Genomic DNA, 23,367 nt, shown 5'->3' with positions numbered 1-23,367 from the left:
TCAAAATTTTTGACCTTGCTCACTCACACCTTTTTCGTCTGCTTGTCGCTGACGCCGTGTCAGTGGATGCGCATTATAGGCACTTCATTTTTTTTGGCAAGCAAAAAAGTTCAAATATTTATTCGTTTGGACAACCTTTAAACACCAAAAACATTAAAACTTTGATATTTATCAAGATTATATTCAGTTAATTTTTTGATTAATTTTTCAACTGACTGATTATAAGTCGTACTTAATATGATATTTGCTTTATTAAATGAAGATATTTTGTCTACCTCATATTTATCTTTTAATAAATTATATACCCGTGTTGCAATTGCATAACCTGAATCAATAAAGTTTACTTGAGGAAAAATCATCTGCAGCTCTTCTTTAATAAAAGGATAATGAGTACATCCAAGAACAATTGTGTCAGGAATAGTTTGTAAACTGAGCCATGGATGCATCAACTCTTTTAAATGTTGCATATCTACAGCAATACCTTGTAATTTATTTTCTGCTATAAGTGCTAATTCAGATAGACCTAATAATTTAACTGAACAATGATTAGCATATTGTTTAATTAAATTTGTTGTATAAGCCCTTTCAATGGTTGCTTTTGTTGCCAATAATCCTATGCACTTATTTTTTGTTAGTAAGCTTGCAGGTTTAATAGCAGGAACTACACCCACTATAGGAAAAAGAAATTTAGCGCGCAAACTAGGTAGGCAAATTGTACTAGCAGTATTGCATGCAATAACCGCTAAATCAATTTGTTGAAACTTAGTAATGGTTTTTATAACAGAATTAACTCTATTAACTAGAAACTCTGGAGATTTATCACCATAAGGAAACATTTCATTATCAAACGCATAAATATACCGCGCATTAGGCATTTTATTGTAAATTTCATTATAAACAGATAATCCACCAATGCCAGAATCAAACACTAACACCACAGGAGATTGTTTTATAATATTCATATTAAATTAAACTTTATTAGATAAATTAAATTAAACTTTATTAGATAATAAATAGAAAACGCACAATATCGTAAATTGAATAGAAATTAATGCAAGTAATTTTATCTGTATCAAAATTTATTCAATATTTTATAGTTATTAAGATAGACGTCTAGATGGTAAAACTGCTAAAATAGATTACCAGAAATTAGGTATTATATTTCGATTACTAAACACAATTAAGTCAAAAGGTATTCTATGTCAGAATTTTTATTTACATCTGAATCTGTTTCAGAAGGTCATCCAGATAAAATTGCCGATCAAATATCTGATGCCGTACTTGATGCAATCTTAAAGCAAGATCCAAAGGCTCGCGTTGCTTGCGAGACGTATGTAAAAACAGGTATGGCATTAGTTGGCGGTGAAATTACGACTTCTGCTTGGGTAGATATAGAAGAATTAACAAGAAAAACAATTAATGATATTGGTTATACCAGTTCAGAAATGGGATTTGATGCAAATTCTTGTGCTGTATTAAATGCAATTGGTAAACAATCTCCCGATATTAATCAAGGTGTAGATAGAGAAGATCCATTGGAACAAGGTGCCGGTGACCAAGGTATTATGTTTGGTTATGCAACTAATGAAATGCCTAATCTAATGCCTGCTGCAATCAGCTATGCTCATGATTTGATGCGCCGCCAAGCTGAAGTAAGAAAAAATGGTACGCTTCCATGGTTAAGACCTGATGCAAAAAGCCAAGTCACATTAATTTATCAAAATGGACAAATAAAAGGGGTCGATACAATCGTTTTATCAACCCAACATTCGGATGGAATTGAACAAAAGGTTATACAAGAGGCAGTAATGGAGGAAATCATTAAACCGACATTGCCTGCCGAATGGTTAACCTCAAGAACTAAATATTTTATTAATCCAACTGGGCGATTTGTTATTGGGGGTCCAATGGGAGATTGTGGATTAACTGGTCGAAAAATCATTGTAGATACTTATGGTGGTGCAGCCCATCACGGTGGTGGAGCTTTTTCAGGAAAAGATCCTTCAAAGGTTGATCGCTCAGCGGCTTATGCAGCAAGATATGTTGCTAAAAATCTTGTGGCAGCAGGGCTTGCTGATAAATGTGAATTGCAAATTTCTTATGCAATTGGTGTTGCTAACCCTACTTCTGTTTATGTTAATACTTTTGGTACTGAGAAAATTGGACACGATAAAATTGTCTCGTTAATCAAAGAATTTTTTGATCTAAGACCTTATGGGCTAATTCAAATGCTTGATCTGATTCAACCAATTTATCAAAAAACTGCAACCTACGGTCATTTTGGTCGGGATATATTTCCTTGGGAAAAAACCGATAAAGCAGCACTACTTCGCGATGCAGCAGGATTATAAACGCATACCAATTTATTTACATAATCAGGTAATGGCTTGTTTAAGAGGATACTTACTTCAAGCCAATCGCCTGCTACACACTGAATATAAAGAACCAAAAATTAGTTATAAATCAAAAGGCAGCATTGCAGGTAGTGCAGTATTAAATTGTTGGGAAATTCAACTTAACATCACAATGCTTTGTGAAAATGGGGAAAATTTTATTGAGGAGGTTGTTCCTCATGAATTAGCTCATCTTATTACCTTTCAAATCTATGGAAAAGTAAAACCTCATGGTAAAGAATGGCAATATATCATGTCAGAAATAATGAAGAAGCCCCCTAAAGTTACCCATAATTTTAATTTTAAACGTTACGAGTATGTATATATATGTGATTGCCAAGAACATTATTTATCACCAATAAGACATAATAAAATTAAAAAGAATAAAACTAGTTATCAATGTCGTAAATGCGGTACTATACTTAAACTTAAAAATATTATTTAATTATTAAAATAAATTATGCCTAAATTTGATACACACTTTTACAAAAGTTCTATGTTTATTGTGATTCTGAGCATTTTTCTATATATTACAGGTAACTTTTGGCTTCCGTTATACAATAACTTAACTGTTAGCTTAGTTGAACATTTACAGTCATTATTCTTATTATTTATGTGTTGTTACACATATCATTATGCTAAAAGCGTTAAGAATCATACAACCCTTTTTAAATTCTGGATTTGGACAATATTTTGGTGGTTTATGCTTTTTGGTCGAGGCATTAGCTGGGGACGGGATTTTTTCCCTGATGTTCCCCGTATTTATTATAAAATTATTGCCAGTATTATCATTGCAATCCCATTATTAACTATATTTTTGCCAACTATTCGTCAAGAAATAGTTCGTCGATATAAATATGAGACAATTCCCGTTTGGCATTTATTTTTTGCATTTCTTTTTTTAGGTATTGCTGACGTTGCTGAACATAGACGTTTAGGATATGAATTTTTAGTTTTAGAACCTACTCGAAAAGATCTAATTGAAGAGTTGATGGAAATACCATGTCTTTTAAGTTTAGCATTAACAACTTTCTATATGCAGAAAAATGAACAAAAGAGGTTAAATAAGTCATGTTAAGCTATCGGCATAGCTATCACGCAGGAAATCATGCAGATGTATTAAAACATATTGTATTAACATTATGCATCAACGCATTAAAAGAAAAAGAAAAACCTTTTTTATATTTAGATACACATTCTGGCGCTGGTAGATATTTGTTGAAAAGTGAGCATTCGGAAAAAACTGGAGAATATTTATCAGGGATTAATCTGCTATGGCAACAACCTAATATACCGGAATTGCTTAACACTTATCTATCTGTAATAAAAAGGTATAATCCTTTTAGTGAGTTAAAATATTATCCAGGATCACCTTTAATTGCTAAACAATTATTACGACAACAAGACAAGCTTAATTTAACAGAATTACATCCTACAGATTATCCATTATTACGTCAGGAATTTAGTAAAGATAAAAGAGCAAAAGTGTTACGTGAAGATGGTTTTGCACAATTAAAATCTAAGCTACCACATCAGTTTCGTCGTGGGATTATTTTAATTGATCCGTCTTATGAAATTAAAGACGATTATCAAATAATACCTAAAGCATTATTTGAAGCTTATAAACGTTTTGCAACGGGTGTTTATCTAATTTGGTATCCAGTTGTATCACGAACACAAACTCAAAAAATGATTGATAGTATTATTAAATTAGGAATTAGACGAATTTCACAATTTGAATTAGCAATAAAACCAGATAATAATCAGAAAGGTATGACTGCTTCAGGAATGCTAGTGATTAATCCACCATGGAAATTACATGAACAAATGCAAACAATATTACCATGGCTAAAAAATACCTTAGATGTTGAGAAAACTGGTAGTTTTATTGCGAAAGAGCTGGTTTCGGAATAATATCAATTTTATTAAAAATGCGAGTAACGATCTCGCATTTTTAATATGAATGTCTATAGTAAATTTACTTTTTGTCTAGATGTTTCAAGAAAACACCACGTTTAAGTAATATTAAGAGAAAAAATGACAAGAAAATAGATAAATCCATAAAATAACAGTCAATAACAGAGACATAAATACTGCCGCAGAACCATAGTCCTTTGCTCGTCCAGATAATTCATGTCTTTCGCTACCGATTCGATCGACAACGCATTCAATAGCACTGTTAAGTAATTCTACAATCATAACAAAACCTATTGAGCCAAGTAATAAAATTCGCTCATAGATGGTAAAATCAATTAACATAACTATAATATAAGCTACCAATAACAAAATTAATTCTTGTCGAAATGCCGTTTCATATTTAATTGCAGATTTAAAACCTTTTAGAGAATACTTTGTGGCATTAACAATGCGCTGTAATCCTGTCGATTTTTCCATTATAAATTATCTCACATAACCATAATTCATTAATCGTTGAAATCTTCTTTCAAGTAAAGCCGATAAATCCATATTTTCAAGTTCATCAAGATCACTAAGCAATTGTTTTTTTAATGATGCAGCTACTTTTGCATAATCACGATGCGCCCCACCAAGTGGCTCCGGTACAATTGCATCAATAAGATTTAGTTTAAGTAATTTATCAGCGGTCATGTTCATTGCTTCAGCCGCTACAGATGCTTTATCAGCACTTTTCCATAAAATAGATGCACAACCTTCAGGCGAAATAACTGAATAAGTACTATATTGCATCATATTAACTTTATCTGATACGCCAATAGCAAGTGCACCTCCAGACCCACCTTCACCAATAACAGTACAAATTGTAGGTACTTTAAGACGTGACATTTCTCGCAAATTTCTGGCAATAGCCTCAGCTTGGCCGCGTTCTTCCGCTCCAATTCCAGGATATGCGCCAGGAGTATCAATAAAAGTAATAATAGGTAATTTAAAACGCTCCGCTAATTGCATTAGCCTTAATGCTTTGCGATAACCTTCTGGAGCAGGCATACCAAAGTTACGATATATCTTCTGTTTGGTTTCTCGTCCCTTTTGATGTCCGATAACCATAACTGTACGTTCATCAATACGAGCGATACCACCAACTATTGCTTTATCATCGGCATATGCACGATCACCAGCCAACTCATCAAAATCAGTGAAAATCTCTTTTATGTAATCTAGTGTATAGGGTCTATTGGGGTGTCTAGCTAATTGTGCTACATCCCAGGGCGATAGGTTTGCAAATATTTTTTTTGTTAACTCACGGCTTTTTCGATTTAATTGTTTAATCTCTTTATCTAAATTTAGATCTAATTCAACTTGTTGAGAATCAATATTCTTTAAGGAATTAATTTTTGCTTCTAATTCCGCTATCGGCTTTTCAAATTCCAAAAAATTGTTCATAACGCTTATGATTGCCTCTTATTTTATTTGTATTTCCTAAAAAATACATCATTAACTACAGTATACTGACTATTTCTTAAGATAAAATTAAGTCAATTCTACTATGTAATACTTATTGAAGTCACCAATATTTATATCAATTTACTTCAATTATCTAAAAATAAAGTCACTAATTTTTAATAATAGTGACTTTAATTGATCTGATCTTTTAAATCAATAACACTCAATTGATAGGTAATTATTTAGTTATTATTTGTCAAACTCAAATTCAATGCGATCGTTACCAAGTAATGTTTTTAATTCTACAATTAAAGCATCTTCTGGTATTATTCGCCATGTAGTACCAAATTGAATACGAACTACAGAATCATCACGATGATAATATAAATTAACTGGTACACTTCCATGACGATAAGGTTCAAAAATTTGTTGTAATCGTTGTAATATTGAACGATTAGCTTCAATTTCAGTTAATGTAATAGCAAGACCTTTTACATATTTTGCTCGAGCATCTTTTAAATCTACAATATCTCGTACTGACATTTTGAGTCCACCATTAAAATCATCGTGACTAACTTGTCCTGACACAATGAGAATTTTATCTTTTACGAGTAGATGCCCGAATTTTTCCAAAGAATCGGCAAACAGCATGCCATCAATACGACCAGAACGGTCATCTAGAGTAAACAAACCAATCTTATTACCTTTTTTAGTTATCCTAACTCTAGCATCAGCAACTATACCTGCAAAAGTTGCAAGTTTTCCCCAACCAGTAGGAGAAGCCTCGCTTATTCGTAACCCTCCGGAATAACGATTCAATTCCTTTAAATACTGAGTTACTGGATGGCCTGTTAAATATAGTCCTAATGCTTCTCGCTCACCATCTAATAATACTTGAGCAGGTAATTCGGGAACTGCAGCATAAGCATGTTCAACTTGCTCTGGCTCCTCGGCTAAAACACCGAACATATCTTCTTGTCCGATATCTTGGGCTTTGGCATATTGATCTGCGGCTTGCATCGCATCATTAATACTATGTAAAATTGCTGCTCGATGTGGTCCTAATTTGTCAAAAGCACCAGCCATAGTTAGCTTTTCAAGTATCCGGCGATTGATTTTCTTCATGTCTGTTCTGGCACAAAGTTCAAAGATATTTTTAAAATATCCTCCACTGTTACGAGCTTCAACAATAGCTTCAATTGGTCCTTCACCAACCCCTTTTATAGCACCTATACCGTAAACAATCTCACCCTTATCATTCACATGAAAATGGTAAAGACCACTATTAATATCAGGAGGATTAACTTTTAATCCCATTCTTAAACATTCATCAACTAAACCAACGATTTTGTCAGTATTATCCATATCAGCCGTCATCACTGCTGCCATAAATTCAGCCGGATAGTGTGTTTTTAACCACAATGTTTGATAAGAAACAAGTGCATAAGCAGCAGAATGAGATTTATTAAATCCATAACCAGCAAACTTTTCAACTAAATCGAATATACGCATCGCAAGTTCGCCATCAACACCTTGTTTTTCTGCTCCTTCTTTGAACACAGAGCGCTGTTTTGCCATTTCTTCAGGTTTTTTCTTACCCATAGCTCGACGCAATAAATCGGCCCCACCTAACGTGTAACCAGATAAGGTTTGAGCGATCTGCATAACTTGTTCTTGATATAAAATAATACCATAGGTTGGATCTAATATTGGTTTTAATGACTCATGTTGGTATTTTATATCGGGATAAGAAACATCTTCCCGACCGTGTTTACGATCGATAAAATTATCTACCATGCCAGATTGTAGTGGACCAGGACGAAACAGTGCTACTAACGCTATCATATCCTCAAAACAGTCTGGTTTTAAACGCCGAATCAAATCTTTCATTCCTCTAGATTCCAGCTGGAATACAGCTGTTGTTTCGGCTTTTAACAACAACTCAAAAGAATCTTTATCATCAAGTTCTATACGATTGATATCAACTGGCGGCTGACCATTTCTCAACTGACGTTCATTAATCATTTTAATTGCCCAATTAATAATGGTTAATGTACGTAGTCCTAAAAAGTCAAACTTTACCAGTCCAGCATATTCAACATCATTTTTATCAAACTGAGTTACAGGATGATTTCCCTCTGGATCACAATAAATTGGTGCGAAATCCGTAATCTTAGTCGGTGAAATCACCACCCCACCAGCATGTTTACCCGCATTTCGTGTGACCCCTTCTAATTGACGTGCAATGTCAATTAATGATTTAATCTCTTCATTATTATCGTATAAATCTTGGAGTTGAGGTTCAACTTCAAAAGCTTTTGCTAGAGTCATTCCTGGATCAAGTGGAATTAATTTAGAAATACGATCAACAAATCCATAAGGATGTCCTAGTACTCGACCGACATCACGTATTACCGCTTTAGCTGCCATCGTACCAAAAGTGATAATTTGTGAAACAGCATCCCGACCGTACATATCAGCAACATGGTCGATAACCAGATCGCGTTTTTCCATACAAAAGTCGACATCAAAGTCAGGCATTGAAACACGTTCGGGATTCAAGAAACGTTCAAACAGCAAATCAAAAGCTAACGGATCTAAATCAGTAATTTTTAAAGCATAAGCAACGAGAGAGCCCGCACCAGATCCACGTCCAGGTCCGACAGGAATATCATTATCCTTTGACCATTGAATAAACTCCATAACTATCAGGAAATAGCCAGGAAAGCCCATCTGATTAATGACGTTTAATTCTGTTTCCAAGCGTTCGTCATATTCCGATCTTCTTTGTTTTCTTGTTTCAGGATCGGGAAATAAAAATTCAAGTCTTTCTTCTAAACCGATTTTTGATTTATATACTAAAAAATCTTCAGTTGACATATCTCCAGTTGGAAATTTAGGTAAAAAGTATTCACCAAGTCGAATTGTAACATTACATCGTTTTGCTATTTCAACGCTATTTGCCAAAGCTTCAGGAATATCCGAAAATAGGTCACACATTTCTTGTTCACTACGAAGATACTGTTGAGACGAGTAGTTTTTAGGGCGATTAGGATCTTCAAGTGTATTACCATCATGAATGGCCACACGAATTTCATGAGCTTCAAAATCTGAGGATTTTAAAAATCTAACATCATTGGTAGCAACAACAGGTAATTGATGTTGTTCGGCAAGTTTTACGGCCGTATGAATGAATAATTCTTCATTAGTACGACCCGTTCGTACCAGTTCAAAATAAAAATGATTAGGAAAATTTTCAAAATAAAAATTAATTCCATTATCAATTATTGCCTGATTATTACGAGTAATGCCAATACCAATATCACTTTCTCTTCCAGCTAAAACAATTAATCCTGCTCTATGCTCAACCAGCCATTGTTGATCTACTACAGGCATATCACCAATATAGCCACGCTGATAAGCTTTAGAAATTAATAAAGTAAGATTTTGATATCCCTCATTTGTTGCAGCTAATAATGTTAACTGATAGATATCATCTGATAGTTGAGGATTTTTAATAACTAAATCGGCACCAATAATAGGTTTAATTCCTTTGGACATTGCAGAACCATAAAATTTAACCAGTCCGCAAAGATTTGTAAAATCAGTGATCGCAAAAGCTGGCATCTGTAATTTGCTCACTTCACTAACTAATGTACCGACTTTAGCAATTCCATCAATCATGGAAAAATCGCTATGTAGATGAAGATGAATAAATTTGGGTTCTGCCATAATTACCAGAAATAAAAATGATATAAAAATTGGTTTGCATTATAACACAAGCAAGATGAATATTCTTATTCTGTTTACATGCACAAATTTATATAAAGTCGTAATAATAGAAATTCCCGTACGCAATATCAACGAGAACTTTTTAACTGTAGATAACATAATCTAAATAGAGTTTTTAATGTTTTTTACGACGTAATCGTTCTGCATTTAATACTTTTATTGCGGAAAATACTTTTTTTGGGTTAACTTCAGCAGGTGAGTTATAGATCGATTCACCTTCAGCACAAGATAATAAAACTGCTTTTATCAAGTCATCATAATTAACATCAATTAAATCTATTTCTGAAAGAGTTGTTGGTAATCCAACTGATTCACAAAATGTATAAACAGTATCAATCATATCTGGATCGCTGTCTATCAACATTAAAATTGCTAAGGTACCTATCGCGATTTTTTCACCATGCCAATAATCACGCGTTGATTCTAATGCAGTAAAACCATTATGGATTGCATGAGCCTCAGATAGCCTATACTTTCAAATCTAAAGCCAGAAAATATTTTAAAATTAGACACATTGACCTTTTTATCTAGATAATTTTAACCATTATTAAGCAGTAATATAGAAAGGAATTTCTCACTCCCATCACTTTTTATAGTGATGGGAAAGCAAAATAGAATTACATTTTTTTAAATAACACTGAACCATTGGTTCCACCGAAACCAAAGGAGTTACAAAGTGCATATTCTAAATTCTTAACTTGACGAGCGGTATGAGGTACATAATCAAGATCACAACCGTCAGCTGGGTTATCCAGATTAATAGTTGGTGGAATAGATTGATCATGTAATGCCTGCACAGTAAAAATTGACTCAACAGCACCTGCTGCACCAAGTAAATGACCAATCATTGACTTAGTTGAGCTAACCATTACTTTATTAGCATTTTCTTTAAAAATACTTTTAACCGCTTGCGTTTCAGCTATATCACCAGCTGGTGTAGATGTACCATGAGCATTAATATATCCCACTTGTTCAGGAGTTATTCCTGCATCACGAAGTGCGCATTTCATAGCTAACGCCGCACCACTGCCATCTGGTGGTGGTGAGGTCATATGATATGCATCACTACTCATACCAAATCCAACTAATTCAGCGTAAATTTTAGCGCCACGTTTTTTTGCATGTTCATATTCTTCTAAGAACATAATACCCGCACCATCACCAAGCACAAAACCATCTCGATCTTTGTCCCATGGTCGACTTGCACCTTTAGGATTATCATTATTTGTAGATAATGCACGAGCCGCGCCAAACCCGCCAATACCAAGTGGAGTACTTCCTTTTTCTGCACCACCAGCTAGCATTGCATCAGCATCACCATAAGCAATCATGCGCGCAGCATTCCCTATATTATGAACACCTGAAGAACAAGCTGTAGCAATAGCAATACTTGGTCCTTTTAATCCATAAATAATGGATAGATGTCCTGCAATCATATTAACAATTGTAGATGGCACAAAAAACGGGCTAATTTTCCTTGGTCCACCATTAACTAATGCACTGTGATTTTCTTCAATTAATCCAAGTCCACCAATACCAGAACCAATAGCACAACCAATACGTTCTGCATTTTCTTCCGTTATTTCAATACCAGCATCTTGCATTGCTTGTATACCTGCGGCAATACCATATTGGATAAAATAATCCATTTTACGCGCATCTTTACGTGAAATATTATAATTTTCGCCATCAAAGTTCTTAACCATAGCGGCGAAGTGCGTTGCGAAAGGGGCAGTATCAAAGTGTTCTATGAGTTCAACACCACTTTGACCAGCTAGAAGTGCTTGCCAAGTGGATTCAACTGTATTACCGACTGGAGATATCATGCCCATTCCTGTGACAACAACTCTGCGTTTAGACACATTGTCCTCCAGAAAAGGATTGAAATGAAATTTGAATCATTGAAAATTTATTTTAAGTTTTCGTTCAATATTCTCAAATTATAAAATTAAAGATAAGTATACGAACTAGGCGATCACTTGACCGCCTATTAAAAAACTCTGCAACCTTACTGATTTGCAGTAATATAATCAATTGCTGATTGTACAGTTGTAATTTTTTCAGCTTCTTCATCAGGAATTTCAGTATCAAATTCTTCTTCCAAAGCCATAACTAGCTCAACTGTATCAAGTGAGTCAGCACCAAGATCTTCAACGAAAGAAGATTCATTTTTAACTTCTTCCTCTTTCACACCAAGTTGCTCAACAATAATTTTCTTAACTCGCTCTTCAATAGTACTCATACTCTTTTTTTTCCTATAAAAATCGCCAAAGTGGCGGTGAATGTAAGTTTATAAAATGTTGAAAAAGATGCAAATCATTTTTCAACCCAATTGCTTATTTTTTAAGCTTAATGTTAAAATATTGGCTTATTTTACACTATTCTAATCAATTACACCATATACATGCCACCATTGACATGTAAAGTTTCACCAGTAATATAAGATGCTTCATCTGATGCTAAAAATGCTACTGCATTTGCAATTTCAGTTGGTTCACCTAAACGCCCTGCTGGAACTTGTGCCAATGTTAATGCTTTTTGTTCATCTGTTAAAGCTGCTGTCATATCTGTTGCAATAAAGCCGGGCGCAACAACATTAACGGTAATACCTCTTGAAGCTACCTCACGGGCAAGTGATTTACTAAAGCCAATTAGTCCAGCTTTAGCTGCGGCATAATTAGCCTGCCCTGCATTACCCATAGTACCAACTACTGAACCAATAGTTATAATTCTGCCATAACGCTTTTTCATCATTGTACGCATTAATACTTTAGATAAACGGAAAACAGAAGTTAAATTTGTATCTAAAATATCCTGCCATTCATCATTTTTCATTCGCATTAACAAATTATCACGAGTAATGCCAGCATTATTAACCAAAATATCAATATCACCAAATTCAGCTTTGATTGTACTAATTACCGATTCAATTGATGCTTCATCAGTAACATTTAAGGCTAATCCTTTACCATTTTGGCCTAAGTATTGGCTAATAGCCTCAGCACCATTTTCTGTTGTCGCTGTTCCAATGACTGTTGCGCCACAGGCAACAAGTTTTTCTGCAATTGCTTTACCAATGCCACGACTAGCGCCAGTGACTAAAGCAATTTTTCCTGATAGGTTCATATTTACCTCTTTTTATCTTTTATTTAGTAATTTCCAATGCGGCATCTAATGAAGCTTTATCATTGACAGCACAACCAGACAGCGTGTCGACAATACGTTTAGTTAGACCTGTTAATACTTTACCAGGCCCCATTTCCACTAACAATGTTACACCTTGATTAGCCATTTCTTCAACTGTTTCAGTCCAGCGTACTGGGCTATAAAGCTGAGCAATTAAAGCTCCTTTAATATTGTCAGCTGCAGATTCAACTTTGACATTAACGTTGTTAATTACGGCAAATTTTGGTGCGTTAAACGTGATGCTATTTAGGGTTGATGCTAATTTATCCGCCGCAGGCTTCATTAAAGCACAGTGTGAAGGTACGCTCACTGCAAGAGGTAATGCTCGTTTAGCTCCCGCCTCTTTACATAAAGCACCTGCTCGCTCAACCGCTTCTTTATTACCTGCAATAACAACTTGACCAGGAGAATTAAAATTCACCGGTGCAACAACTTGTCCGTGCGCCGCTTGTTCGCATGCAAGACGAATTGAGTCATTATCTAATCCAATAATTGCATACATAGCACCTGTACCATTTGGTACGGCTTCTTGCATTAATTTTCCCCGCAACTCAACAAGTTTAATCGCATCTTTAAAATCAATCACACCCGCACAAACTAAAGCTGAATACTCACCTAAACTGTGTCCTGCCATAAAATCGGGTTCAGAACCATTTTCGCTTTGCCATACTCTATATATAGCTACAGATGAGGCAAGTAATGCTGGTTGCGTTTGCCATGTTTTATTTAATTCTTCTGCCGGGCCAGTTTGTATTAAGGCCCATAAATCATAACCGAGTACTTCAGAGGCTTCCGCAAAAGTTGATTTCACAATTGGATAATTATCAGCAAGATCTTTTAACATGCCGACAGTTTGTGAACCTTGTCCTGGAAATACCATTGCAAATTTGGTCATTATTAAATCCTTGATCATTAAAAATAGAGCATAAATTAAAATCTAATTAGTGCAGAACCCCAAACAAAGCCACCACCAAAAGCTTCTAACAGAATTAGTTGACCTCGTTGAATTCGCCCATCTCGCACACCTGTATCTAAAGCACAAGGAACAGAAGCAGCGGAAGTATTACCCTGTTTATCTAATGTGACAATAACTTTACTCATATCCATATCTAAACGTTTAGCTGTTGCTGAAATAATTCTTAAATTAGCTTGATGTGGCACCAGCCAATCTAGATCTGCTTTATTAAATGAGTTTTCCATTAAAAGCTCATCAACTAAATTTGAAAGTTCTTTAACAGCAACTTTAAACACTTCGTTACCATGCATAGTCATATAAACAGGATCATTCATATTACGACGATCAACATATGGATACTTCAACAAGTCACCATAACGCCCATCAGCATGAAGATGTGAAGCAATAATACCAGGTTCATCTGATGCCCCAACAACAACCGCACCTGCACCATCACCAAAAATTATAATAGTACCACGGTCATTTGGATCAACACCTCGTGTTAACATATCTGAACCAACGACTAATGCATATTTAACAGCACCACTTTTAATGTATTTATCTGCGATATCAAGCGCATAAACAAATCCTGAGCAGGCAGCCGACACATCAAACGCAACGACATCATCAATATCTAGTTTAGCTTGTAATTCTGTTGCAGAACTAGGAAAAGCATTGGCTGAAGTTGCTGTTGCAACAATAATCATGCCAATATCATTTTTGTTGATATTTGCCATATCTATTGCATTTATAGCTGCCTCATAAGCCATACTTGTAACAGTTTCGTTTGGTTCAGCAATGCGTCTTTCCTTGATACCTGTTCGCGTTGTAATCCATTCATCGCTAGTATCGACCATTTTTTCAAGATCAGTATTAGTTCTTATCTGTTTTGGAAGATAACTCCCTGTTCCTAAAATCTTTGTATACATCTAATTATTCGCTCTTGGGTAATGCGGAAGAAAGGCTCATTGCAATCTTCTCTGGTATATTTGTTTGTATTGCCAAAATAGCTTGTTCAATTGCTGCAAAAAATGATTTTTGATTGGCACTACCGTGACTTTTAATCACAATACTTCGGAGTCCAAGCAAACAAGCTCCATTATAACGCCCAGGATCTAAATAACCAAAATTTTTTGTAATCATCCTTTGTAGCCATTTGCTTAATAATTTTATGAAAAATGAATGGCGACCTAAAGATAATTTAAATGAAGACATAAAAATTTTAATTAATCCTTCAACAGTTTTCAGTGTCACATTACCGACAAAACCATCACATACTAATACATCTGTTTTACCAGTTAAAAGTTCATTACCTTCCAAATAACCAATATAATTAATTTGATCATTAGATTTTAAGACCTCTGCTGCTGCTCGGATTTTATCCAAACCTTTAATATCTTCTTCACCAATATTAAGTAATGCAACTCGAGGATGTTCTATCTTAAGCACAGTTTTTGCTAGGATTTCGCCCATTATTGCAAATTGTACCAACATATCACTATCACACTGAGCATTAGCACCGAGATCTAATACTACGGTATTTTGATTATTTAAAGCGGGAATTGTAGCCACTAAAGCAGGACGATCAATTCCTGTTAATGAGTGTAATAACAGCTTTGATAGTCCCATTAATGCCCCTGTATTACCTGCACTCACACATGCTTGAGCCTTGTTATCTTTCACCAATTCAAGCGCTATTCGCATTGATGAGCCTTGGCTATGACGAATTGCATAAGAAGGTTTTATGTCATTAGCAATTACTGAACTTGATTCAATCAAATTTAATCTACTCTTTGATTGATATTGAGTGACAAGTTGGGAATTTTCTTTAGACAAAAAGAAATTGATTTCTGTTGGATCGCCGACCAGAAATAAAGAAAGGTTAGGATAACAATTTAGTGCTTGTATTGCTGCAGGTACAACAATACGAGGACCGAAGTCCCCGCTCATAGCATCTAACGCAATGGTTAGATTATCCAAAATGTCACCTGAAGATTTCTAATTAAATAGTTATTATTTAGAAATCACTTTACGACCACGATAATAACCATCAGCGGTTACGTGATGACGCAAATGAGTTTTACCTGATTCATCAACTGAGATATTAGAAACAGTTAATGCATCATGAGAACGACGCATACCACGTTTTGCACGAGTTTTACGATTCTGTTGAACAGCCATGGATTTACCCCTTATTCTTTAAACTAACTAAAATTGCAAATGGATTTGGTTTTTCATTCTCAGCAGGAATTTCACCAAATACCATATCTGCCTCAGACACTTCGCAGTGTTTACTATCATGTACCGGCGCAATTGGCAACGAAAGAATAATTTCGTCCTCAAGTAACGCTAATATCTCTACTTCGCCGAACTCGTTCATCAGAACAGGCTCATAATGTTCCGGTAGAGTCTCTGCTTGAGCATCGCTCTTAACAGGACTGAATTTATTCATCACATGAACTTCAGTGATAAAAGGTTTAAAACAACGTTGACAAATCAACTCTAACGTCATTTTTGCATCAATTGTGATAACACAAAGTTTTTGCTCATCATAATCAAAAGATAAGCTACATGTAATATCACTTTTTGGACAATCAACCCTAGTTATAGCTTGAATAGGATAATATCCAACATAATCAAGCCGTTTTTGCGCTGCTTTAATCGGGTCAATTGTTAATGGCAATTTATTTAGCATAAGATATGTTTATCTACCTTAAAATTTTATTCAGTATAGTTAAAAACTACACAATGCCGTAAGGCGCGCATATTACCTTTAAATCATGATTTCGTCAATGGGCGTAAACAAGATAATTTGTTTTAGTTATTGATTATTACCTTAATATTTATTCTGATTATATAATTTAGTTCATAACAAAAATATAATCGCTAAATTTGATTTTATATTAAATATCAAATTTACGTTAACTATTATTTATCCAAAAAATAGAATATAGGAAGGAAAAACTTGATTACTGTTAAAAACGAATAATAAGAATTAATTAAAAAATAAGGCAAATAAAACATCCCATTTATTATTACCAACCTCCGGATGCTCCACCACCGCCACTGCGTCCGCCACCTCCGCCACCAAAACCGCCGAATGAACCTCCACCAAAACCACCACCTTTACCACCACCTTTACCACCACCGAAACCACCTCCTCGACCTCGACCACTGCTACTACTCATAGTTAAAATTCCACTTAAAATTGTACTAGCCACAAATGCTAAAAATATTAATGGCAAGACAATATGTAATGAATAACCATTGAACAAAGTAAAACTGCCAACGGATATCCCATTTAACAAACCAGTGCCTAAACTTCTGGTGGCTCTACGTTTAGTGGAACTAATCGAAAATAAGCTTGCAGCAGCAAAACATATAAAAAAGGATGCTAACCCATAGTTAAATAAATTAGCACCAAATTCACTAGCAAGTACCGTTTTGAGATCAGTATCATTATTAGTTTCTGGTACTTGTTGAGGATCATTCAATTTACTAATTAAAACTGAAAGCGCATCATGTATACCTTGATAATAGTTATTTTTCTTAAATTGTGGAGCTAATTGTTCACGAATAATATGGCTGGCAATTAAGTCAGTAATAGTTCCTTCAAACCCATAACCAACTTCAATTCGCATCAATTTATCATCTTTAACAATTAATAATAAAATGCCATTATCTTGCTCTTTTTTACCTATTTTCCACTGAATAAACACCCGATCGGCATACTGCTCAATCGTTTCATTATCGAGTTTATTAATCATCAATACAGCGATCTGTGCACCATCAGTTCTCGTCTTTTCAAAATCAATCAAGTTTGATTCTAAATCATCTATTTGCGAAGATTCTAAAGTATGTGATGTATCAATAACACGATGATCAAATGTTGGAATTTCAGTTAATGCATAGCTTACAATACTAAAAAACAGTAAACAAAAGATCAGATAATATTTTTTCATTATGCTTATTGCCCAAAATTGACAGATGGAGCATTAGATATCTGTTGTTCATTTTCAACAGTAAATTGTTGTTTTGGTTGTTGCCCTATTATGTCAGCAACCCATTTAGTCGGTAATTTGCGAATATAACTATTAAAACTCTGGACGGTTTGAATGTATCTTCCCCTCGCCACAGTAATACGATTTTCCGTACCTTCAAGTTGGCTCATTAAATCTTGATAAAGGGTATTAGCTTTAAGATCAGGATAGTTTTCACTCACTGCTATTAATCGGCTTAATGCAGAACTTAATTCAGATTGTGCTTGTTGGAATTTAGAAAATAAAGCAGGATCACTAAGTTGATCTGCATTAATTTGAATTGAACCGACTTTAGCTCTAGCATCGGTGACTTGAGTTAATACGTCTTTTTCATGAGAAGCATAACCTTTTACGGTATTGACTAAATTAGGAACCAAATCAGCTCGACGTTTATATTGATTAACAACTTCAGACCATGAAGCGGCTACAGCTTCATCTTGGTTTTGAATATTGTTATAGTCTTTAAAAAAGATAAAAGCCCCAATAATAAGTAATACAATAATAATTAATAAAGATTTTGATTTCATTGTAAGTCCCTATATAATTGAATTAATCGATAACTCAACAAATTATGAACAGTAAATAAAATAACCTATTTGAAAACTATATATCCCGCCGTTTTACTTAGTATTAAAACTTGCTTTTAAAACAACAAACAAATACAGCCTAGTATGGAAAAATAATAAGGATAGCGAAAAATTGTAAAGAAAAGACTTCAAGAAAAAGTAATTTTGCGTTAACTATTTAAGTAAATCGGATAATGTTATTTACTAACTAAATCTACATTACTTAACATAGTTTATAAATATTATATCTTTTTTTATCAAATTTGCGAAGTATAATCCTAATTACTTATAAAATATACATCGCAATATCATTTATTATTACTTACAAAATTTATTAACAAAAATTCAGATAAATTGGTTAACTTATTTTATCTTTTATAATTATTTTGATTATAGAATTGTTTCAAAACACTCTAATTGTGCTGGTTCAAAATAAATATCTTTATTATTTGATCGATTGTTAGTGTTACGATGGGTATGTTGAAAATATTCGGAATTAACCCAAGCGTCAAAATCTGCTTTAGATTCCCACTCAGTATACGATGAGAATAGCGTGTATTCTTCCTCACTTTTTCCACGTAATAAATAAAAACGATTAAATCCGTTCATGTCTTTTAAATGACTATCTCGGTTACGCCATATTTCAATAAATGTATCTTCACTCCCACATTTAATCTTAAAACGATTCATTACTATATACATCCAAATCTCCTTTTGTATTTCAAGTAGTTGACAAAAAAATAGCACGCATATGCGTGCTATTTATATTCTAGCCTTTTTACAGGCTATTGTTGTTGTTCTTCTGCTGAGTTAAGTAATTCAGCTAAGTTAGCTGTTGCTTCTTCTGCAGAAATTGTTGTTTGAATATCATCCGTCGATGGCATTGCTCGTTTACGCATACGCTCTTTATGGTAAGCATAACCTGTACCTGCTGGAATTAATCGACCAACAATTACGTTTTCTTTTAAACCACGTAATTCGTCATTTTTACCAGCAACTGCTGCTTCGGTTAATACGCGTGTTGTTTCTTGGAACGACGCTGCAGATATAAACGATTCAGTAGTTAGTGATGCTTTAGTAATACCAAGCAGATCATGTAAGTAAACAATAGGTTCTTTACCTTGCGCTTCAAGTTCACGGTTAATAATCTTCAAGCGTGAAACCTCAAGTTGTTCTCCATCAAGTAGACGAGAACTACCTGGATGAATAACCGTTGCTTTACGTAACATTTGACGAACGATGACTTCAATGTGTTTATCGTTGATTTTTACACCTTGTAAACGATAAACTTCTTGAACTTCGTTAACAATGTAACGTGTTACCGCATTTACACCACGTAGACGTAAAATATCGTGCGCCGATTCAGGACCATCCGAAATCACATCACCGCGACCAACTTGTTCCCCTTCAAATACGTTAAGCTGACGCCATTTAGGGATCATCTCTTCGTATGGTTCACTACCATCTAATGGTGTGATAATTAAGCGACGTTTACCTTTAGTTTCTTTACCGAATGAGATAATACCATCAATTTCAGCAAGTATAGCTGGTTCTTTCGGTTTACGAGCTTCAAACAAGTCAGCAACTCGTGGTAAACCACCTGTAATATCTTTGGTACCAACAGATGCCTGTGGAATACGAGCAAGTGTGTCACCAATATTGATTTCAGCACCATCTTCTAATTGAACTAAAGCTTTACCTGGTAAGAAGTATTGCGCAAGCATTTCTGTACCAGCGACATAAATATCATCGCCTTTAGCATCCACAATTTTGATTGCTGGACGCAAATCTTTACCTACACCAGTACGCTCAGCTACATCTAATATCGCGATAGATGATAAACCGGTTAACTCATCAGTTTGACGAGTAATGGTTTGACCATCAACCATATCAACAAAACGTACAAAACCTTTTGCTTCAGAGATAACTGGCATAGTATGCGGATCCCAGTTAGCAATCGTTTCACCAGCTTCAACCGCTGAACCATTACCTTTAGCTAGAATCGAACCGTAAGGAACTTTGTAGGTTTCTTTCATTCGACCTAATTCATCGATAATTGTTAATTCAGCATTACGTGAAGTAATTACTAATTTCTTATCTGGGTTAGTTACAAACTTCGCATTTGTTAATTTAATGCTACCCTTATTTTTAACTTGAACGCTTGATTCTGCTGCTGCTCGCGATGCAGCACCACCGATGTGGAATGTACGCATGGTTAACTGTGTACCCGGTTCACCGATTGACTGAGCCGCGATAACACCAATTGCTTCACCCTTGTTAACTAAGTGACCACGAGCTAGGTCACGACCATAACATTTTGCACACACACCGAAATCAGTATCACATGAAACCACAGAACGTACTTTCACGCTATCAACAGATTCAGCTTCTAACAAATCACAGTAGCTTTCATCAAGTAGTGTATTACGAGGAATTAAAATATCCGCGCTACCTGGTTTTAATACATCTTCAGCTGTTACACGACCTAGTACACGTTCACGTAGTGGCTCTTTAACATCACCACCCTCAATTACTGGTGTCATTACTACACCTTCTAACGTGCCACAATCATCTTCAATAACAACTAGGTCTTGAGCTACGTCAACTAAACGACGAGTTAAGTAACCTGAGTTCGCAGTTTTCAAGGCAGTATCAGCAAGACCTTTACGCGCACCATGGGTAGAAATAAAGTACTGAAGTACGTTTAATCCTTCACGGAAGTTTGCAGTAATTGGTGTTTCAATAATTGAACCATCTGGTTTTGCCATCAAACCACGCATACCCGCTAACTGACGAATCTGTGCTGCGGAACCACGAGCACCAGAGTCAGCCATCATATAGATACTATTGAAAGAAGATTGAACCTCTTCTTCACCATCACGGTTGATGACTTTTTCAGTTGATAAGTTATCCATCATTGCTTTAGCAACACGCTCATTAGCTGCGGCCCAGATATCGATAACTTTGTTATAACGTTCACCAGCAGTAACTAAACCTGATTGGAACTGTTCTTGAATTTCAGCAACTTCAATTTCAGCTTCGTTGATGATTTGTAATTTCTTCGCAGGAATTTCCATATCATCAATACCAACTGAAACACCAGAACGAGCTGCATAAGCAAAACCGGTATACATCACTTGGTCAGCTAAAATAACAGTTTCTTTCATACCTAATTGGCGATAACAAATATTTAAAATTCGTGAAATCGCTTTTTTACCGAGTGGTTGATTAATTACTGAGAAGCTCATACCTTTAGGCATAATTAACCACAAAATAGCACGACCAACAGTTGTATCTACAACTGATGTACTATCTTCCCACTCTCCAACACTATTACGCTGACTTTCAGTGATACGTACTTTCACTTTTGCATGTAATTCTACCAGCCCTAAGCGATACAGTTTTTCTGCCTCTTTAGGACCAGTTAATATCATGCCTTCGCCCTTAGCATTCACTTTATCACGAGTCATGTAATAAAGACCTAATACCACGTCCTGAGAAGGAACGATGATAGGTTCACCACTTGCCGGTGAAAGGATGTTGTTGGTTGACATCATCAACGCACGAGCTTCTAACTGTGCTTCTAGTGTTAAAGGAACATGAACAGCCATTTGGTCACCATCGAAGTCAGCATTGAATGCCGCACAAACTAATGGATGTAACTGAATCGCTTTACCTTCAATTAAGATAGGTTCAAATGCTTGAATACCTAATCTATGCAATGTAGGTGCACGGTTTAGTAATACTGGGTGTTCACGAATAACTTCATCTAAGATATCCCAAACAATTGCATCTTCACGCTCAACCATTTTCTTGGCTGCTTTAATGGTAGTGGCATAACCACGGCGTTCTAGTTTTCCGTAAATAAATGGTTTAAATAATTCAAGTGCCATTTTTTTCGGTAAACCACATTGATGTAAACGTAAGTATGGACCTACAGTAATTACTGAACGGCCTGAATAGTCAACACGTTTACCTAATAGGTTTTGACGGAAACGACCTTGCTTACCTTTAATCATATCAGCAAGTGATTTTAAAGGACGTTTGTTTGAACCTGTAATTGCACGACCACGACGACCATTATCTAATAATGCATCAACCGATTCTTGTAGCATACGTTTTTCGTTTCGTACGATAATATCTGGCGCAGCTAAATCTAATAAACGTTTTAAACGGTTATTACGGTTAATTACACGACGATAAAGATCATTTAAATCTGATGTTGCAAAACGTCCGCCATCAAGTGGTACTAGTGGGCGTAAATCAGGTGGCAATACTGGTAATACATTTAAAATCATCCATTCAGGTTTATTTTCTGATTGGATAAATGCTTCAATAATCTTAATACGTTTAGTTAATTTTTTACGTTTAGTTTCAGAATTTGTTGTTGCTAGTTCGTCACGTAGTGCTTCGCATTCAGCTTGCACATCAATATTACGTAACAATTCTTGGATAGCTTCTGCACCCATACGTGCATCGAATTCATCACCAAATTCTTCTAACGCATCTAAATATTGTTCTTCAGTTAAAATCTGACCTCGTTCTAAGTTCGTCATGCCTCCATCAAGAACCATGAATGATTCAAAATAAAGCACACGTTCAATATCGCGCAGTGGCATATCAAGCAATAAACCAATACGAGATGGTAATGATTTTAAAAACCAGATATGAGCAGTTGGAGAAGCAAGCTCAATGTGCCCCATACGTTCACGACGCACTTTAGCTTGAGTGACTTCTACACCACATTTTTCACAGATCACACCACGGTGTTTTAAACGTTTATATTTTCCACATAAACATTCATAATCTTTCACAGGTCCAAAAATACGCGCACAAAACAATCCATCACGTTCAGGCTTGAACGTACGATAATTAATTGTTTCAGGTTTTTTGACTTCACCAAAAGACCATGAACGGATCATATCAGGAGAGGCAAGACCTATCTTGATAGCGTCAAAATCTTCAGTTTTAGTTTGTGCTTTTAGAAACTTTAGTAAGTCTTTCACAATTGACTCCTATGGAGTTAAATCAATTAGATAACTTATTATGACTAATAAGTTATCCCTATAAATAGA

At 35.1% G+C, this 23,367-nt stretch carries 21 protein-coding genes; 4 read left to right on the top strand and 17 right to left on the bottom strand.

Annotation, left to right across the window (positions count from 1 at the left end; all coding sequences use genetic code 11):
• Window positions 1-137 precede the first annotated feature (137 nt).
• A complete protein-coding gene (gene murI / locus H3S73_RS12555; protein ID WP_198228864.1) occupies window positions 138-962 on the bottom strand; it encodes a glutamate racemase in 825 nt (274 codons plus the stop codon).
• Between the two features lie 237 nt (window positions 963-1,199).
• Here murI and metK point away from each other — a divergent pair, with 237 nt between their 5' ends.
• The 4 genes from metK to H3S73_RS12535 all read left to right on the top strand — a co-directional run bounded on the left by metK (window position 1,200) and on the right by H3S73_RS12535 (window position 4,307).
• Complete coding sequence (metK, locus tag H3S73_RS12550; protein WP_198228863.1) at window positions 1,200-2,351, top strand: methionine adenosyltransferase; 1,152 nt, start codon at window positions 1,200-1,202, stop codon at window positions 2,349-2,351.
• Window positions 2,335-2,838, top strand: a complete 504-nt coding sequence (locus tag H3S73_RS12545; RefSeq protein ID WP_198228862.1) for a SprT family zinc-dependent metalloprotease — start codon at window positions 2,335-2,337, stop codon at window positions 2,836-2,838. The genes metK and H3S73_RS12545 overlap by 17 nt, the downstream gene beginning before the upstream one ends.
• 258 nt (window positions 2,839-3,096) lie before the next feature.
• Window positions 3,097-3,471, top strand: a complete 375-nt coding sequence (locus H3S73_RS12540) for a hypothetical protein (protein WP_065737865.1) — start codon at window positions 3,097-3,099, stop codon at window positions 3,469-3,471.
• On the top strand, window positions 3,465-4,307 hold the full coding sequence (locus H3S73_RS12535) for a 23S rRNA (adenine(2030)-N(6))-methyltransferase RlmJ (protein ID WP_198236803.1): 843 nt from the start codon (window positions 3,465-3,467) through the stop codon (window positions 4,305-4,307). Before H3S73_RS12540 ends, H3S73_RS12535 begins: the two co-directional genes overlap by 7 nt.
• A 111-nt stretch (window positions 4,308-4,418) precedes the next feature.
• Here the strand turns inward: H3S73_RS12535 and H3S73_RS12530 are convergent, their stop codons facing one another.
• The 16 genes from H3S73_RS12530 to rpoC all read right to left on the bottom strand — a co-directional run bounded on the left by H3S73_RS12530 (window position 4,419) and on the right by rpoC (window position 23,298).
• Window positions 4,419-4,787: a diacylglycerol kinase gene (locus tag H3S73_RS12530; protein WP_232352577.1), complete on the bottom strand. Its 369-nt coding sequence runs from the start codon at window positions 4,785-4,787 to the stop codon at window positions 4,419-4,421.
• 6 nt (window positions 4,788-4,793) lie between these two features.
• A complete protein-coding gene (gene accA / locus H3S73_RS12525) occupies window positions 4,794-5,753 on the bottom strand; it encodes an acetyl-CoA carboxylase carboxyl transferase subunit alpha (protein ID WP_198228860.1) in 960 nt (319 codons plus the stop codon).
• 249 nt (window positions 5,754-6,002) lie between these two features.
• Window positions 6,003-9,485: a DNA polymerase III subunit alpha gene (gene dnaE, locus H3S73_RS12520; RefSeq protein ID WP_198236802.1), complete on the bottom strand. Its 3,483-nt coding sequence runs from the start codon at window positions 9,483-9,485 to the stop codon at window positions 6,003-6,005.
• Between the two features lie 175 nt (window positions 9,486-9,660).
• Window positions 9,661-9,909, bottom strand: a complete 249-nt coding sequence (locus tag H3S73_RS12515) for a hypothetical protein (RefSeq protein ID WP_198236801.1) — start codon at window positions 9,907-9,909, stop codon at window positions 9,661-9,663.
• A gap of 253 nt (window positions 9,910-10,162) precedes the next feature.
• Window positions 10,163-11,407 carry a beta-ketoacyl-ACP synthase II gene (fabF, locus tag H3S73_RS12510; protein ID WP_198228857.1) on the bottom strand — a complete coding sequence of 415 codons (1,245 nt, stop codon included), beginning with the start codon at window positions 11,405-11,407 and terminating at the stop codon, window positions 10,163-10,165.
• A gap of 146 nt (window positions 11,408-11,553) precedes the next feature.
• Window positions 11,554-11,787 carry an acyl carrier protein gene (gene acpP, locus H3S73_RS12505; RefSeq protein ID WP_034948180.1) on the bottom strand — a complete coding sequence of 78 codons (234 nt, stop codon included), beginning with the start codon at window positions 11,785-11,787 and terminating at the stop codon, window positions 11,554-11,556.
• A 149-nt stretch (window positions 11,788-11,936) separates the two neighbouring features.
• Entirely contained in the window at window positions 11,937-12,671 is a 735-nt protein-coding gene (fabG, locus tag H3S73_RS12500) for a 3-oxoacyl-ACP reductase FabG (RefSeq protein ID WP_198228856.1), read from the bottom strand.
• Between the two features lie 19 nt (window positions 12,672-12,690).
• Window positions 12,691-13,626, bottom strand: coding sequence for an ACP S-malonyltransferase (fabD, locus tag H3S73_RS12495; protein ID WP_198236800.1), 936 nt, complete (start codon window positions 13,624-13,626; stop codon window positions 12,691-12,693).
• A gap of 35 nt (window positions 13,627-13,661) precedes the next feature.
• On the bottom strand, window positions 13,662-14,615 hold the full coding sequence (locus H3S73_RS12490) for a beta-ketoacyl-ACP synthase III (RefSeq protein ID WP_198228854.1): 954 nt from the start codon (window positions 14,613-14,615) through the stop codon (window positions 13,662-13,664).
• Between the two features lie 4 nt (window positions 14,616-14,619).
• Window positions 14,620-15,666, bottom strand: a complete 1,047-nt coding sequence (gene plsX, locus H3S73_RS12485) for a phosphate acyltransferase PlsX (protein WP_198228853.1) — start codon at window positions 15,664-15,666, stop codon at window positions 14,620-14,622.
• A gap of 33 nt (window positions 15,667-15,699) precedes the next feature.
• Window positions 15,700-15,867 carry a 50S ribosomal protein L32 gene (gene rpmF / locus H3S73_RS12480; RefSeq protein ID WP_198228852.1) on the bottom strand — a complete coding sequence of 56 codons (168 nt, stop codon included), beginning with the start codon at window positions 15,865-15,867 and terminating at the stop codon, window positions 15,700-15,702.
• A gap of 4 nt (window positions 15,868-15,871) precedes the next feature.
• Entirely contained in the window at window positions 15,872-16,381 is a 510-nt protein-coding gene (gene yceD, locus H3S73_RS12475) for a 23S rRNA accumulation protein YceD (protein ID WP_198228851.1), read from the bottom strand.
• Between the two features lie 340 nt (window positions 16,382-16,721).
• On the bottom strand, window positions 16,722-17,648 hold the full coding sequence (locus H3S73_RS12470; protein ID WP_198236799.1) for a YgcG family protein: 927 nt from the start codon (window positions 17,646-17,648) through the stop codon (window positions 16,722-16,724).
• 5 nt (window positions 17,649-17,653) lie between these two features.
• Entirely contained in the window at window positions 17,654-18,253 is a 600-nt protein-coding gene (locus H3S73_RS12465) for a LemA family protein (RefSeq protein WP_198236798.1), read from the bottom strand.
• Between the two features lie 429 nt (window positions 18,254-18,682).
• A complete protein-coding gene (locus H3S73_RS12460) occupies window positions 18,683-18,994 on the bottom strand; it encodes an antibiotic biosynthesis monooxygenase (RefSeq protein WP_086308311.1) in 312 nt (103 codons plus the stop codon).
• An 83-nt stretch (window positions 18,995-19,077) separates the two neighbouring features.
• Window positions 19,078-23,298 carry a DNA-directed RNA polymerase subunit beta' gene (rpoC, locus tag H3S73_RS12455; protein WP_086326415.1) on the bottom strand — a complete coding sequence of 1,407 codons (4,221 nt, stop codon included), beginning with the start codon at window positions 23,296-23,298 and terminating at the stop codon, window positions 19,078-19,080.
• Window positions 23,299-23,367 lie beyond the last annotated feature (69 nt).

The organism is Gilliamella sp. B14384G12, assembly GCF_016101825.1.
GTDB lineage: Bacteria > Pseudomonadota > Gammaproteobacteria > Enterobacterales > Orbaceae > Gilliamella > Gilliamella apicola_N.
The sequence above is the reverse complement of the archived record's forward strand: the minus strand, read 5'-3'. Positions and strand labels throughout refer to the sequence as shown.